The organism is Haloferax sp. AB510, assembly GCF_024136985.1.
In the GTDB taxonomy this organism is placed as follows: Archaea; Halobacteriota; Halobacteria; order Halobacteriales; family Haloferacaceae; genus Haloferax.
In genome coordinates this window covers 17,653-31,233 of sequence record NZ_JAMYJY010000038.1, presented here as the reverse complement: position 1 = coordinate 31,233, position 13,581 = coordinate 17,653, and the positions used below count along the sequence as shown (strand labels likewise).

The 13,581-nt window shown below is 67.0% G+C and carries 12 protein-coding genes and 1 pseudogene; 11 read left to right on the top strand and 2 right to left on the bottom strand.

From position 1 onward, the window contains the following. The 4 genes and pseudogenes from NKF06_RS09500 to NKF06_RS09485 all read left to right on the top strand — a co-directional run. Positions 1–1,141 (top strand): annotated as a pseudogene (locus NKF06_RS09500) (DNA-binding protein); the annotation flags it as partial. 56 nt (positions 1,142–1,197) lie between these two features. Continuing rightward, positions 1,198–1,884: a 2'-5' RNA ligase family protein gene (locus NKF06_RS09495; protein ID WP_253245237.1), complete on the top strand. Its 687-nt coding sequence runs from the start codon at positions 1,198–1,200 to the stop codon at positions 1,882–1,884. A gap of 78 nt (positions 1,885–1,962) precedes the next feature. Next, complete coding sequence (locus NKF06_RS09490) at positions 1,963–3,621, top strand: tRNA uridine(34) 5-carboxymethylaminomethyl modification radical SAM/GNAT enzyme Elp3 (protein ID WP_253245236.1); 1,659 nt, start codon at positions 1,963–1,965, stop codon at positions 3,619–3,621. A gap of 193 nt (positions 3,622–3,814) precedes the next feature. Next, positions 3,815–5,038 (top strand): mechanosensitive ion channel family protein, encoded by a 1,224-nt coding sequence (locus NKF06_RS09485; protein WP_253245235.1) that lies wholly within the window; start codon positions 3,815–3,817, stop codon positions 5,036–5,038. Positions 5,039–5,051: 13 nt separating this feature from the next. Here the strand turns inward: NKF06_RS09485 and NKF06_RS09480 are convergent, their stop codons facing one another. Further along, positions 5,052–5,495 (bottom strand): GNAT family N-acetyltransferase, encoded by a 444-nt coding sequence (locus NKF06_RS09480; protein ID WP_253245234.1) that lies wholly within the window; start codon positions 5,493–5,495, stop codon positions 5,052–5,054. Between the two features lie 74 nt (positions 5,496–5,569). Here NKF06_RS09480 and NKF06_RS09475 point away from each other — a divergent pair, with 74 nt between their 5' ends. Continuing rightward, positions 5,570–5,986 (top strand): hypothetical protein, encoded by a 417-nt coding sequence (locus NKF06_RS09475; protein WP_253245233.1) that lies wholly within the window; start codon positions 5,570–5,572, stop codon positions 5,984–5,986. Here the strand turns inward: NKF06_RS09475 and NKF06_RS09470 are convergent. Beyond that, positions 5,953–7,299, bottom strand: a complete 1,347-nt coding sequence (locus NKF06_RS09470; protein ID WP_253245232.1) for a hypothetical protein — start codon at positions 7,297–7,299, stop codon at positions 5,953–5,955. The two genes, NKF06_RS09475 and NKF06_RS09470, sit on opposite strands and share 34 nt — an antisense overlap. Positions 7,300–7,407: 108 nt before the next feature. Here NKF06_RS09470 and rqcH point away from each other — a divergent pair, with 108 nt between their 5' ends. The 6 genes from rqcH to NKF06_RS09440 all read left to right on the top strand — a co-directional run bounded on the left by rqcH (position 7,408) and on the right by NKF06_RS09440 (position 13,577). After that, complete coding sequence (rqcH, locus tag NKF06_RS09465; protein WP_253245231.1) at positions 7,408–9,513, top strand: ribosome rescue protein RqcH; 2,106 nt, start codon at positions 7,408–7,410, stop codon at positions 9,511–9,513. A 190-nt stretch (positions 9,514–9,703) separates the two neighbouring features. After that, positions 9,704–10,411, top strand: coding sequence for a DUF4013 domain-containing protein (locus tag NKF06_RS09460; protein ID WP_253245230.1), 708 nt, complete (start codon positions 9,704–9,706; stop codon positions 10,409–10,411). Positions 10,412–10,478: 67 nt separating this feature from the next. Beyond that, positions 10,479–11,183: a DUF4013 domain-containing protein gene (locus NKF06_RS09455; protein WP_253245229.1), complete on the top strand. Its 705-nt coding sequence runs from the start codon at positions 10,479–10,481 to the stop codon at positions 11,181–11,183. A 107-nt stretch (positions 11,184–11,290) separates the two neighbouring features. Then, positions 11,291–12,361: an mRNA surveillance protein pelota gene (locus NKF06_RS09450; protein WP_058568940.1), complete on the top strand. Its 1,071-nt coding sequence runs from the start codon at positions 11,291–11,293 to the stop codon at positions 12,359–12,361. Positions 12,362–12,423: 62 nt separating this feature from the next. Beyond that, a complete protein-coding gene (locus NKF06_RS09445; protein WP_253245228.1) occupies positions 12,424–12,858 on the top strand; it encodes a hypothetical protein in 435 nt (144 codons plus the stop codon). A gap of 167 nt (positions 12,859–13,025) precedes the next feature. Beyond that, positions 13,026–13,577, top strand: a complete 552-nt coding sequence (locus NKF06_RS09440) for a hypothetical protein (protein ID WP_058828238.1) — start codon at positions 13,026–13,028, stop codon at positions 13,575–13,577. The last annotated feature ends 4 nt before the right edge of the window (positions 13,578–13,581 follow it).

The following is a 13,581-nucleotide window of genomic DNA, read 5'->3' as shown; positions in this document are numbered from 1 at the left end:
CACGAGCGTCCGCCGCCGTCGGCAGTCGCTGCTCGACGCCGCGGAGGCCATCCGCCGCGCCGTCCTCGAATCGCGCCCCATCGTCGTTCGCCACACGGCCACCGCCGACGGCTACGTCGCCGGTGCCGCCGTCGAGCGCGCCGTGCTCCCACTCATCCGCGAGGAGCACCCCCGCGACGACGCCGAGTACCACTACTTCACCCGTCGCCCGCTTGAGGAGGCCGTCTACGGCATGGACGCCGCCACGAACGACGTGACGCGGATGCTCGAAGACCGCGACCGCCACGACGAGAAGCTCCCGCTCGTGCTTCTCCTCGGCGCCGGTTCGACCGCCGAATCCCTCGACGGTCTCGGCCTGCTCGGCGTCTACGGCTCCGAGCGCGTCGTCGTCGACGCCGCGCCCGCCGACGACGAGGTCGCCGAGGAAGTCGACGTGCTCGTCAACCCCGCCCGCGAGGGAGCCGACGCCCGCGACCTCTCGGTCGGCGCGCTCGCCTCCACGCTTTCTGTCGCCGTCAACGAGGACATCCGCGACGACGTGTCGCACCTCCCCGCCGTCAGCTACTGGGAGAACTGCCCGCAGCAGTACCTCGACCTCGCCGAGTCCCACGGCTTCGACGCCGACCGCGTCCGTGAACTCCGCGAGGCCGTCGCGCTGGAAGCGTACTACCAGTCGTACCAGGACAAGCGCGAACTCATCGCCGACCTGCTGTTCGACGCCGACGAGGGCCTCGCCGGCCACGTCTCCGAGCAGTTCCGCATCAAGCTCGAAGACGAAATCGAGACGGCGCAGGCAAACCTCGAACGCCGCGATGTCGGTGCCATCTCCGTGGCCGTCCTCGACTCCGACGCCTACAGTCACCGCTTCGACTTCCCGCCGACGGGCCTGCTCGTGGACGAACTCCACCGCCGCACTCGCGAGGGTGACGCCTTCGTGACCGTCGCGCTCGGCATGGACGAACTCTACCTGCGCTCGACGGGCGACCTCGACCTCCGCGCAGTCGTCGAGTCGGCCGCCGAGAAAGCGCCCGCCGCCGGCCTCGCCGCCGCGGGCATCCGCGAAGGTCGTATCGAGTTCCTGACCGGCGCGCGCGACGAGGCGCTCGAAGCCGTCCTCGACGCCGCCGCCGAGCAGTTCTAAGCCGCAATCCAGACTCCTCCTCATCTTTTTTGACCGCTCGGGGCGTCTCCCCGAAGATGACCGAGGATTCGTCTTCTCCCGACTACGACGCGGTCTGGTCGCAGACACAGGCGAGCGACCCTGTCCTCCTGAGCGGTAGCTTCGCCGACCAGCGCGCACGCGGTCTGACCGAAGCGTACGTCTGCTGGGTCCGAATCGAAGACGGGGCCGTTCTCGATGCGCTCTCGCCCGTTCGTACTGAACTCGGGTCGATGCCGGGCGTCTCGCTCGACGACGAGGACACGCTCCACGTGACGCTCAAACTCGTGGGGTTCGGGCCGAGCGAGTCCGGCGACGGTTCTGACGAGGTCACTCCCGTGGAACTCGATACCATCACGAGAGACCTCGAAGCCGCGACGGCGGACATCGACCCGTTCGAAGTCTCGATTCGACGGCTCAATGCCTTCCCGTCGGTCGTCTTCGCGGAGCCGCACGCCGGTGGCCGGTTTCGCGCGCTTCACGACCGGATTCGGTCGCTCGACGGTGTGCCGACGTTTCAGTACGAGGGTGACGAATACGTCCCGCACGTCTCGCTCGCGCACTTCGAGACCCCCGACGGGTTCGAGCGAGCGTGCTCGTGGATTCGGGGCGACCGAGAGATACGGGTTCCAGACACGACCGTATCATCGTTCGAACTCGCGTCTGTTCCGCTCTCGGAGTACGAGGTCGAGGATATCGACGTGCTTCGACGTGTCGAACTGTAGCCTCCCGAGCGACACGCTTATCCACGAAACGACCCGATTCGCGCCCATGAACCGCCACCACGTCGCCGAACGGGAGGTGTGTCCGTGAGCGCCGAGACCGAGACGGAGTCCGAAGCGTTCGAGCGGACCTGCGAGGCGCTCGTCGAGCGCATCCTCGCGGGCGACGTCGACCGCGACGACCTCGAATCGGCAAAGCTCGACGCCTGTTCGGAACACTCCTCGCCGAAAGTCCCGAAGAACACCGAGATTCTGCAGTACGCCCCGGAAGACCGCCGCGAGGAGGTCAAAGAGGTCGTCCAGCGCAAGCCCGTCCGCACCGCCTCCGGCGTCTCGCCGGTCGCCATCATGACCTCGCCGCACATGTGCCCCCACGGGAAGTGCCTCTACTGTCCCGGCGGGCCCGCGAGCGAGTTCTCCTCGTCACAGTCGTACACGGGCCACGAGCCCGCGGCCGCCCGCGGCGTCCAGAACGACTACGACCCCTACGGGCAGGTCACGCTCCGCCTCGAACAGCTTCGACATATCGGCCACCCCGTGGACAAGGTCGAACTCATCTTGATGGGCGGGACGATGACCGCCCGGAGCCACGACTACCAGGAGTGGTTCGTCAAGCGGGCGCTCGAAGCCATGAACGACTACGACCTCGACAAGGAGCCCGAACCGGCCGAGGACCGGTCGTTCAAACCCGACCCCGAGGATGTCGAGTTCAAGTATATCGAGGACGTCATCGCGGAAAACGAGACGAACGACATCCGCAACATCGGGACGACCTTCGAGACGAAGCCGGATTGGTGCGACCCAGAGCAGATAGACCGGATGCTCGATTTGGGCGCGACGAAGGTCGAAGTCGGCGTCCAGACGACCTACGAGCGCATCAACCGCGAGATGCACCGCGGCCACGGCGTGCAGGCCTCCATCGACGCCAACCGCCGGCTCCGCGACTCGGCGTTCAAGGTCGGCTTCCACATGATGCCCGGCCAGCCGGGCATGACCAAGGAGATGTGTCTGGAGGACTTCCGCCAACTGTTCGAGAACAGCGACTGGCGGCCCGACTATCTCAAGATCTACCCGACGCTCATCGTCCGCGACACCATCACCTACGACATGTGGCGGCGCGACGAGTACGAGCCGCTGAACAACGAGGAGGCTGCCGACATCGTCGCAGAGGTCATGGGCATGATTCCGAAGTACACCCGTCTCCAGCGCGTCCAGCGGGACATCCCCGCGGACTTCATCGACGCGGGCGTCTGGAAGTCGAACCTCCGGCAACTGGCCGCCCAGCGCGCCGAGGAACGAGGCATCGTCCAGCGGGACATCCGCGCCCGCGAGGTCGGCATGAACGAGGCCGACCCGGACCCAGAGCGCATCGAACTCGACGTGATGACCTACGAGGTCGCCGGCGGGACCGAGCACTTCATCTCGTTCGAGGACCCCGTCGAGGACCTGCTCGTCGGCTTCTGTCGCCTCCGGTTCCCCGGCAACCCGGTCCGCCGCGAGCTTCAGGACGCGGCGCTCGTCCGCGAACTCCACGTCTACGGCTCCGAGGCGGGCATCGGTGCCGACGGCGACTGGCAGCACAAGGGCTACGGGAAGAAGCTCCTCGCGCACGCCGAGGAACTGTCCCGCGACGCCGGCTACGACAAGATTTCGGTTATCTCGGGTATCGGCGTCCGGCAGTACTACAAGCAGAAACTCGGCTACCACCAGGACGGCCCGTACGTGTCGAAGCGGCTGTAGGGAGTACCTGGATTTTTGGTCCGAGTTTTTGGTCCAGATTTTTCCGAGGCGAGCGTAGCGAGCCTCGGAAAAAGGTGGGACTGGCCCGTACGTGTCGAAGCGGCTGTAGCTGACGAAGGCTCCCGCGCCCGATTCTCACTCCTGAGTGTCGCTCCGTCACGCTTTTACTTTCTGGCCCACCGCACACGGTAGAATGGCACCTCAGGGGGGTGCGGCGGTTCAGGGGCAGGCGACGACGTGGCTTCAGGACCTCCGCTCGGCGCTCGCACAGTTCGTTTCGACAGAAGAGCGACTCGGTATCTCGGCCGCGCTCGTGGCGCTCGCGCTCGGCATCGCGGTCTTTCTCGCGCCGCGGCTCGTCTCGCGGGCGACCGCCGAGTTCCGAACGCGGGTGCTGGCCCACCCGCGGGTACCGGACGCCGTCACCGACGCGGCGTGGCTGTTTCCCGCGACAGTCGTCGTCCGGACGCTCCAACTCGCGGTCTTCGTCGGCGCGACGCTGTCGCTGTTGCTCCTCTGGGGCTACACCGGCCTCGCCGCGGACCTCACTGAGGTCCTCGCCGTCGCGGTGCCGAACGCCGCCAAACTCGGGGCCACGGTCGCGCTGTTCGCCGGGGCGCTCGTCGGGACGAACGTCCTCGAAGAGAAACTGGACTCCTACGCGACCGCATCGGACAACATCAACGCCCACCAGCAGGGCATCGTCTTCCGCGTCCTCCAACTGGTCGTCCTCCTCGCGGTCGGGATGGCGGCACTCACGGTCTGGCAGGTCCGAATCGGCGGCCTGCTCGTCGGCGCGGGCTTCCTCGGCATCGTGGTCGGCATGGCCGCGAGACAGACCCTCGGGTCGCTCATCGCGGGCTTCGTGCTGATGTTCTCTCGACCGTTCGAACTCGGCGACTGGGTGGAGATAGACGACGCCGAGGGAATCGTCACCGACATCACCATCATCAACACCCGGCTGAGCAACGCCGACGGCGAGACGGTCGTCTTCCCCAACGACCGCGTGACGAACGCGAAGATAACCAACCGGACGAAGCGCAACCGCCTCCGCCTCCGTCTCGACGTGGGTATCGACTACGAGGCCGACATCGAACACGCCGAGTCGGTGGCCGAGGAGGCGCTTTCCGGCCTCCAGTTCGTCGAGGAGGTGCCGAAACCGCAGGTGATGCCGACGACGTTCGGCGACTCGTCGATCGGGCTCCAACTCCGGTTTTGGATTACGAACCCCTCGGCTCCGCGTCGGGCGCAGGCGAAAGCCGAGGTGCTTCGGAACGTGAAACTCGCGTTCGACCGCGAGGGAATCAAGATTCCCTACCCCCAGCGCGAACTGCTCGCCCGCGAGGAGGCCGACGGCTTCCAGCTCCGGGAGGACCGTCGCAGTCGGCCGGTGGAGCGGTCCGTCTCGGAAGATTAGGCGACGGCGTCGGCTACAGCGACTTCCGCATCTCGACGTGCGGGATGCCGGCCTCGTCGAACTCGTCGCTCGTCGTCTCGTAGTCGAGGCCGTGGTAGAATCCCTCCGCGGTCGTCTGGCCGTGGAGGAGAAGCGAATCGAACCCGCGCTCGCGCGCCTCTGTTTCGAGCGCGTCCATGAGTCGTCGCCCCCAGCCCTCGCCGCGGGCCGATTCGAGGACGGCGACGCGCTCGACCTTGCCGACGCCGGGTTCGTACTCGCGCAGGCGGGCCGCGCCGACCGGGTCGCCGCCGCGGTAGGCGACGAAGTGGACCGCCTCGGCGTCGGGGTCGTCGTGTTCGTCCCACTCCAGTTCCTCGTCGACGCCCTGTTCGTCCACGAAGACGGCCTTGCGGACGGCGAAGGCGTCGTCGCGCTCGCCCTCGGTGACCGCGACGCGGACCTCGGTTTCGCTCATGAGAGCAGTTCCGCAGGCGGCTACCTGACGATTGCGGAGCGAGGTTTATCATGTATACCAAATGACTATATCGCGTGAGTACGCTCGACAGGTTCTTCATCGGCCGCGAGGGCGCGCCCACCCGCCAGCACCGACTGGGCGGCATCGCTCTCTTCGCGCTCGTGTTCGTCACGCATCTGCCGCCGGACGTGGTCGGCCCGCTGTCGTACCCGTTCGGCCTCCGGTTGTGGACCATCGCGGGCCTCGGTCTCGGTGGCGGTGCTATCGGCGCGCTCCGGGGTGACGGCGTCTTCGGGGCGCTCCCGCTCGGTGTCGGTCCGGTGCTCGGCTTTTTCACGGCGCTCGGCGCGGCCGAGTTGACGACGCCGAGCATGGGGCTCTGGCAGGGAGTCGCGACCGGTCTCGTCGCCGGCGGACTCCTCGCGAGCCTCGGGTTCGCGCTCGGCTTCGGTGGGTGCTACGCCGTCGCTCGCGTACTGTCGTCGGTCTGACCCCGCGCCACCTCGCCGCCGAGCGCCCAGCCGAGTCGGTAGACGAGCGACCCGGTCGCGAGCGTCACCAGCACCCAGACGACGAGCAGCAGGCCGACGAACAGGACACCGTAGCCGCCGAAGGGGACCAGCGGAAGTGCGAAGACCACGGGCGCGGCGACGATGGCGAGCGACAGCAGGCGCGTGTTCCCGTCGCGCCGGGCCGCGTAGCCGAGGGGGAGAAACAGCACGACCGCGGCCTCTAAGGCGAGCGCGCTGAGCGAGAACCACGGGTTCGGCCCCGGCATCGCGACCGTGGTCGTGACCGCGAGCGCGACCTGTGGCACGACGGTGGCGGCGACGAGGCGACGGAATCCGAGCGCCCCGGGACGGACCGCCGAGACGACGCCGAGCGCGACCAGTTGGAGGGCGAGGAGCCACGCCATCGCGGCGACGCTCCCGGAGAACGCCCGGACGACGAGGAGACAGAGGCCCCACATGACACCGAGTCCCGCGACGGCGGGGCCGAAGCGTCGTACCCCCCGGCCGCCGAACCGGCGGTCGAAGTGCCGGATGAGGAGGACGCCGATGGTGAGCACGAGCGTCGGGACGAACGCGACCCACGCGAGGTTCGTGAGGATACCGGGCCCCGAGTCGGCGGCGAGACTGGCGTAGGCCGCGGCCGTGGTCGCGAGTCCCGCGTCGGGGCCGAACGTGAGGTACGTCTGGCTCCCGACGCTTGATGCGGCCTCGTCGTCGGCGCTCCAGACGGCGGCCGTCTCGGTGGTCTGAACTTCTGTGGGCGCGGTGAGGAGCGATGACCCCTCGGGGCCGGTCACGACGAACCGGTCGGCATCGACGTAGACGGTACCCCTGACCCCATCGTCGTGGAAGTAGTCCACGACGAGCACGTCGCCGTAGCCGCGGTACGCCATCTCGGGCACCTCGAAGGTCACGACCGCGGTGTCGCCGTCCATCCGGGTTTCGAGGCGTCTGCGGTCGTCGGTGAACACGCGGTAGTCGTCGAACGTCTGGCGGACGACGCTGTCGAGCCGTTCGGGGTTCTCGCGGAACGTCGCGGCCGACTCGTCGTCGAGTTCGACGCGGGCGGTCCACGTGCCGACGCCGTCGTCGCCGACGCGGACTCGGAGCGTGCTCGATTCGACGGTGAGCGGGACGCCGGCGTCGTCTCCTGCTTTTTCGAATGTCTCACCGCAGACACCGCAGACGGCCTCTGGCGGTGGTCGTGCTTCGGCCGGGACGCTCCCGATGGGGAGCGCGGCCAGCGCGACGAGGAGGGCGACGGTGGCGAGAACGAGGGTGCGAGGACGCATTCACCGAATACATTCAGGCTGGCTGATAAGTATCTTCTCCCCGATTCGGGTGGGCGTCGCATCTGCGGAAACGACACCCCTTTTCGTTCGCCGACAAAAAGCGAGTCCATGGACCCGAAGCGGGAACTCACGAGCGTCGACCTCGCGGCCCTCGTCACCGAGTTGAACCGGTACGAGGGCGCGAAGGTCGACAAGGCGTACCTCTACGGCGACGACCTGCTTCGCCTCAAGATGCGGGACTTCGACCGCGGTCGGCTCGAACTCCTCCTCGAAGTGGGCGAGATAAAGCGCGCGCACCTCGCCGCACAGGAGCACGTGCCGGACGCCCCCGGTCGGCCGCCGAACTTCGCGATGATGCTCAGAAACCGGCTCAACGGGGCCGACTTCGCGGGCGTCGAGCAGTACGAGTTCGACCGCATCCTCACGTTCACGTTCGAGCGCGGCGACGAGAACACGAAAATCGTCGTCGAGCTGTTCGGACAGGGCAACATCGCGGTGCTCGACGAGACGGGCGAAGTCGTCCGCAGTCTGGAGACGGTGCGGCTCAAGTCGCGGACGGTCGCGCCGGGGTCGCAGTACGAGTACCCCGCCTCGCGGCTCGACCCCCTGACCGTCAGCCGCGACGCCCTCGGCCGGAACATGGAGCAGTCCGACACCGACGTGGTGCGGACGCTCGCGACTCAGTTGAACCTCGGCGGCCTCTACGCCGAGGAGCTGTGTACCCGCGCCGGCGTGGAGAAGACCCTCGACATCGCCGACGCAACCGACGACGACTACGACGCCATCTACGACGCCATCGTCGACCTCCGCCAGCAGGTGCGCTCCGGGGAGTTCGACCCGCGGCTCTACCTCGACGACGACGGCGAAGTCGTGGACGTGACGCCCTTCCCGCTGCGCGAACACCAGAACGCCGGGCTCGACGAGGAGGCCTACGACACGTTCAACGACGCCCTCGACGAGTACTTCTTCCGGCTCGACCTGACTGCCGACGAGCAGGAGGCGACCTCGGACCGCCCGGACTTCGAGGAGCAAATCGCCAAACAACAGCGCATCATCGACCAGCAGGAGGGCGCAATCGAAGGCTTCGAACAGCAGGCCGAAGACGAGCGCGAGCGCGCCGAACTGCTGTACGCCAACTACGACCTCGCCGACGACGTGCTGTCGACCGTCCGCGGCGCGCGCGAGGAGGGCGTCCCGTGGGACGACATCGCCGCGACGCTGGAGGAGGGTGCCGAACAGGGCATCCCCGAGGCCGAGGCCGTCACGAACGTCGACGGCGCGAACGGCACGGTCACCATCGAACTCGACGACGCGACCGTCACCCTCGACGTGTCGATGGGCGTCGAGAAGAACGCCGACCGCCTCTACACCGAGGCCAAGCGCATCCAGGAGAAAAAGGAGGGCGCGCTGGCCGCCATCGAGGACACCCGCGAGGAGTTAGCGGCCGTAAAGAAGCGCCGCGACGAGTGGGAGGCCGACGACGAGGACGACGAGGAAGACGAGGACGAAGAGCCGGAGGAGACCGACTGGCTCGCGCTCGACTCGGTGCCCGTCAAGTCCACGGAACACTGGTTCGAGCGGTTCCGCTGGTTCTACACCTCTAGCGGCTACCTCGTCGTCGGCGGCCGCAACGCCGACCAAAACGAGGAGTTAGTGAAGAAGTACATGAGCAAGCACGACCGCTTCTTCCACACGCAGGCCCACGGCGGCCCGGTCACGCTCCTGAAGGCGACGGGGCCGAGCGAGCCCGCGCAGGCGGTGGACTTCTCCGACGAGACGCTCCGCGAGGCCGCGCAGTTCGCCGTCTCGTACTCCTCCATCTGGAAGGAGGGCCGCTTCGCCGACGACGCCTACATGGTCGAACCCTCGCAGGTGTCGAAGACGCCCGAATCGGGCGAGTACATCGAAAAGGGGAGCTTCGTCATCCGCGGCGACCGCGAGTACTTCGAGGACGTGGCCGCGAAGGTCGCGGTCGGCATCCAATGCGAGGACGAGACGCGCGTCATCGGCGGGCCGCCGTCGGCAATCGAGGCGCGCGCGGAGACGACGCTGACGCTCACGCCGGGGCAGTACGCCCAGAACGACGCTGCGAAACTGTGTTATCGCCGGCTCCGCGAGCGCTTCGCCGACAAGTCGTTCGTCAGAAAAATCGCATCACCCGACCAGATTCAGGAATTCCTCCCGCCGGGCGGGAGCGACATCGTCGACGAGTAAACATCGACGCCGTCTTCGGGTAACCAGACGCTAGACGGCTTAATATTCAATTATTCGGGCGTGTCGGGTACAAGATTATATACTTTCTCGTCGTAATGTTGCTTCGAGCGCGCGTGTCAACCCGCGAATCTCACATTCGGCCGAACGGCCGGTGGATGGGTGGGTGGGTGGTGGCGCTCGGTGAAACATCATGATTTCAGAATCACTCAATTACCTTCGAAACGGCGAGGACTGGGTAAAGACGGTCCTCATCGGCGGCGTCCTCGGCCTGTTGAGCTTCCTCATCGTCCCGACGTTCCTCGTCATCGGCTATCTCCTTCGGGTCGTTCGCGCGACCATGAAGGGCGACGAGAAGCCCCCGGTGTTCGACGACTGGGGCGACATGGCGATAGACGGCGTGAAAGGCTTCGCTATCGCGTTCGTCTACGCGCTCGTCCCGGCCATCATCGCGGGCGTGTTCGGCTTCGCGGGCATCGTCGGCGCAATGGCCGGCGGCTCCGACGCCTCAGGCGCACTCGGCGGCATCGTGGCGCTCGTGGGGCTCCTGCTCGCGTTCGTCCTCGGCCTGCTCGCCGCGTACCTCATCCCGGCGGCGCTGTCGAACTACGCCGAGACCGACCGCATGGGCGCGGCGTTCGACTTCGGTACGCTCCGACCCATCCTGACCTCGGGCAAGTACGCCACCGCGTGGCTCATGGCCTTCGCGGTGCTGTTCGCGTCGTCCATCGTGGTCGGCGTCCTGAACGTCATCCCGCTTCTCGGCTTCGTCGTCGGGGCGTTCGTGACGTTCTACGCGGCCGTCGCCGCTTACTACATCATCGGCAAGACGTGGGGCGAACTCCACGACATCGAGATGATGGACGAGGGCGAGACGCCGGGCGAACAGCCCGCCGTCTGAACTGTCAGCGAAAACCCGAATTTTCGACGGAATATCTAAGCCGCTAGCGGCGCGACACCCCAACGGTATGCTCTCCGACGCGCTGTGGTTTCTCAAGCGAAGCGACGACTGGGTTGCGACGACGATTATCGGCGGGGTTCTCTCGCTGCTTTCTGTACTGATACTCCCGGGGATTATCCTGCAGGGCTACTTCGTCAGGGCGATGCAGGCGGCCGCGAACGGCGAGCAGGCCGCGCCCTCGTTCACGGACTGGGGCGGACTGTTCGTCGACGGCCTGAAGCTGTTCGTGGTGACGTTCGTCTGGGCGTTAGTGGCAATCGTCCCGTCGATGCTGCTCTCGGTCATCATCGGCATCGGCACCTTCACCGTCTCCGAGGCGGCGACGGGGAGCGCGGCGGCGTCCTCTGCGGGCGGCGTCGGGCTCGGTATCGTCTCGGTCGTCCTCGGCCTCCTCGTGTTCGTGCTCAGCCTGCTCGCGGCCTACCTCGGGCCGGCCGCCGGAGCGAACTTCGCCATCGAGGGGAATCTCGCTGCCGGCTTCGACGTGCGCACTATCCTCTCGGGCGCGTTCACCGGCGAGTACGCCGTCGCGTGGTTGCTCGCGCTCGTCGTCGCAGTCGTGCTCGGCTTCATCGGGGGTCTCCTTTCGGTCATCGTCGTCGGGCTCTTCGTCCTGTTCTACGTACAGGTAATTACGTACTACCTGTGGGCGCGCGGCTTCGCCGACGCAACCGGGAAGGGCCAGCAGTCGACGCAGTCGACTGGCTGGTGAGCGGCGCAGGGCGGCAGGCGGCGGCCGCGTTGGCATCCGCGACGCCGACTCGCGCCGGGTGACCGCGATAGCAGGACTCTTTTCCGTTCCCCGACGACCGGACGTGTATGCGCATTTCGAGCCGCGGTCGCGGCGAGGAGGGGCGCGAGCGAATCACGCTCGTCCCCGAGAACGTCGACGACCTCTGGCACCTCTCGTACGTCCTCGAACCGGGTGACCTCGTCTCCGGCGACACCACCCGCCGCATCCAGCGCGACGACGAGCAGATGCGGGACACCGGCGGCGAGCGCGAGCACCTCAACGTCACCATCGAGGTCGACGACGTGGAGTTCGCCCGCTTCGCCAACCGCCTCCGCGTCGGCGGCGTCATCGTCTCCTGTTCCCGCGAGGACCAACTCGGCCACCACCACACGCTCAACGTCGAAGAGCGCGCCGAGATAACCATCGAGAAGCACTTCAAGGCCGACCAGATAGACCGCATCGAGACGGCCGAACAGGCCGCCGAGAATCCCGACGTGGCCATCGCGACCGTCGAGGAGGGCGCGGCCTACATCCACACCGTCGCCCAGTACGGCACCGAGGAGTACGCCTCGCTCACGAAGCCAACGGGGAAGGGCGAGTACGCCCGCCCGCGGTCCGAACTGTTCGACGAACTCGGGTCCGCGCTGTCGCACCTCGAAGTGGACGCCATCATCCTCGCCGGGCCGGGCTTCACGAAGAACGACGCGATGGACTACTTCGAGAACAACTTCCCCGCGGTCGCAGAGACCATCGTCACGACCGTCGACACCGCCGGCGTCGGCGACCGCGGCGTCCACGAGGTGCTCAAGCGCGGCGCGGTCGACGACGTGCAGAAACAGACCCGCATCGCCGAGGAGGCCAATCTCATCGACGAACTGATGGAGAACATCTCGACGGGCGCGAAGGCGGCCTACGGCGTCGAACAGGTCGCCGAGGCCGCCGATTTCGGCGCGGTCGAACACCTGCTTCTCCTCGACTCCCGGCTCCGCGCGGAGCGACAGGGCGACGGCGACTGGGACGTTGACGTGAACGACATCATCGACTCGGTCGAACAGAAGGGCGGCGAGGTCACCGTGTTCTCCGCGGAGTTCCAACCCGGCGAGCAGTTGAAGAACCTCGGGGGCATCGCGGCGGTCCTCCGATACCGACTGCAGTAGACCGCCTTCGCCGCCACCGCCGGAGAAACCGTTTAACCGCCCGAAACCTACGTCTAGTCGTGATGCGGGGGGCGCTCTCGGAGACGACGAAACGGGTCGACCGCTGGCTCGACCAGGTGTTTTTCGCCGCGTGGGAGGTGTCGGTGCTGGCGATTCCGACGCTCTGGTTCCTGCTTTTCGCGACGCCCAGAGCCGAGGTGTCGCTGTCCGGCCTCACCGCTCTCGCGGCGAGCGCCGTCGCCGTCGGGACCTTCCGCGGCGGCTACGTCGGAACCGGGTCGTGGCCGCGCCCCGGTCACCTGCCGACGCTCCCGATTCGCTCAGCCTACTACAGTCTCGTCGTCGGCGGTACGGCCCTGCTCGGCGCGTTCGCACAGACCGAACTGGGCGCGTTCTGGCCGGGTATCGTCGTCCCGGCGGTCGTCGGCGTCGGCGCGCTGGCGCTCGTGCCGGTCGTCCTCGTCGGGACCGAGCGGGTCGCGCGAGTGACGCTGTGACGCGATATCGGTAGTGGGGCGACATTCACACCAGATTTGGAAGAGACCCGGCACAGACTGGTGTGAGATATCGAAAAACCGCTATCTGTTCTCTCGCCCCTCGTTCAGTCGAATCGCCGAGCCGGGTGGAACCGCCCCCGACTCGCCGATTTCGAAGGAGAACGACTATGACAAACACAGCAACTCGCGACGGCCCGACCCGTCGCCGGTTCCTCCGAACGACCGGACTGCTCGCGGGCGGACTCGCCCTCGGCGTCGGCGCGACTGGAACCGTCGCGGCGGGGGTCTCGGTCGCAAACGGGTGGTACGAAGAAGAAGAGATATACTACGTCGCTCACGGGGTGGAGGAGGGAGTGACGGAACGCGGAGAAAACGACATCTACCTCATCGGCGGCGACAGGACGTTACAGGCGCAGGTCGTCGAGTTCGTCCCCGGAGAGTCTGGGTACTCGCCCCACTGGAACGTCAACCTCGTCAACACGGCGGCGGGGAAGACGGTGGCCGACATCGTCGGGTCGCCGTACGTCTCGGACCACTATCCCGAGGCGCTGTTCGACGACGTCGAAGACGTTCGAGCGGCGGCGGACGCCGGACTGGTTACGATATCGAAACCCGGCGTCGTCGTCCTGTGTCCAATCGTTCCGGAACGCGTCGCAGACGCACCCGGAAACACCGAACTGCCGGAGGCGTTCCCCCGTCCGTGGCCGACGACGTTCTGAGCGA

What these genes read in the sequence shown, in the direction of transcription:
- NKF06_RS09495 (WP_253245237.1), top strand. Translation starts at nt 1,198, where the DNA reads ATGACCGAGGATTCGTCTTCTCCCGACTACGACGCGGTCTGGTCGCAG.
- NKF06_RS09485 (WP_253245235.1), top strand. Translation starts at nt 3,815, where the DNA reads ATGGCACCTCAGGGGGGTGCGGCGGTTCAGGGGCAGGCGACGACGTGG.
- NKF06_RS09480 (WP_253245234.1), bottom strand. Translation starts at nt 5,495, where the DNA reads ATGAGCGAAACCGAGGTCCGCGTCGCGGTCACCGAGGGCGAGCGCGAC.
- NKF06_RS09470 (WP_253245232.1), bottom strand. Translation starts at nt 7,299, where the DNA reads ATGCGTCCTCGCACCCTCGTTCTCGCCACCGTCGCCCTCCTCGTCGCG.
- rqcH (WP_253245231.1), top strand. Translation starts at nt 7,408, where the DNA reads ATGGACCCGAAGCGGGAACTCACGAGCGTCGACCTCGCGGCCCTCGTC.
- NKF06_RS09460 (WP_253245230.1), top strand. Translation starts at nt 9,704, where the DNA reads ATGATTTCAGAATCACTCAATTACCTTCGAAACGGCGAGGACTGGGTA.
- NKF06_RS09455 (WP_253245229.1), top strand. Translation starts at nt 10,479, where the DNA reads ATGCTCTCCGACGCGCTGTGGTTTCTCAAGCGAAGCGACGACTGGGTT.
- NKF06_RS09450 (WP_058568940.1), top strand. Translation starts at nt 11,291, where the DNA reads ATGCGCATTTCGAGCCGCGGTCGCGGCGAGGAGGGGCGCGAGCGAATC.
- NKF06_RS09445 (WP_253245228.1), top strand. Translation starts at nt 12,424, where the DNA reads ATGCGGGGGGCGCTCTCGGAGACGACGAAACGGGTCGACCGCTGGCTC.
- NKF06_RS09440 (WP_058828238.1), top strand. Translation starts at nt 13,026, where the DNA reads ATGACAAACACAGCAACTCGCGACGGCCCGACCCGTCGCCGGTTCCTC.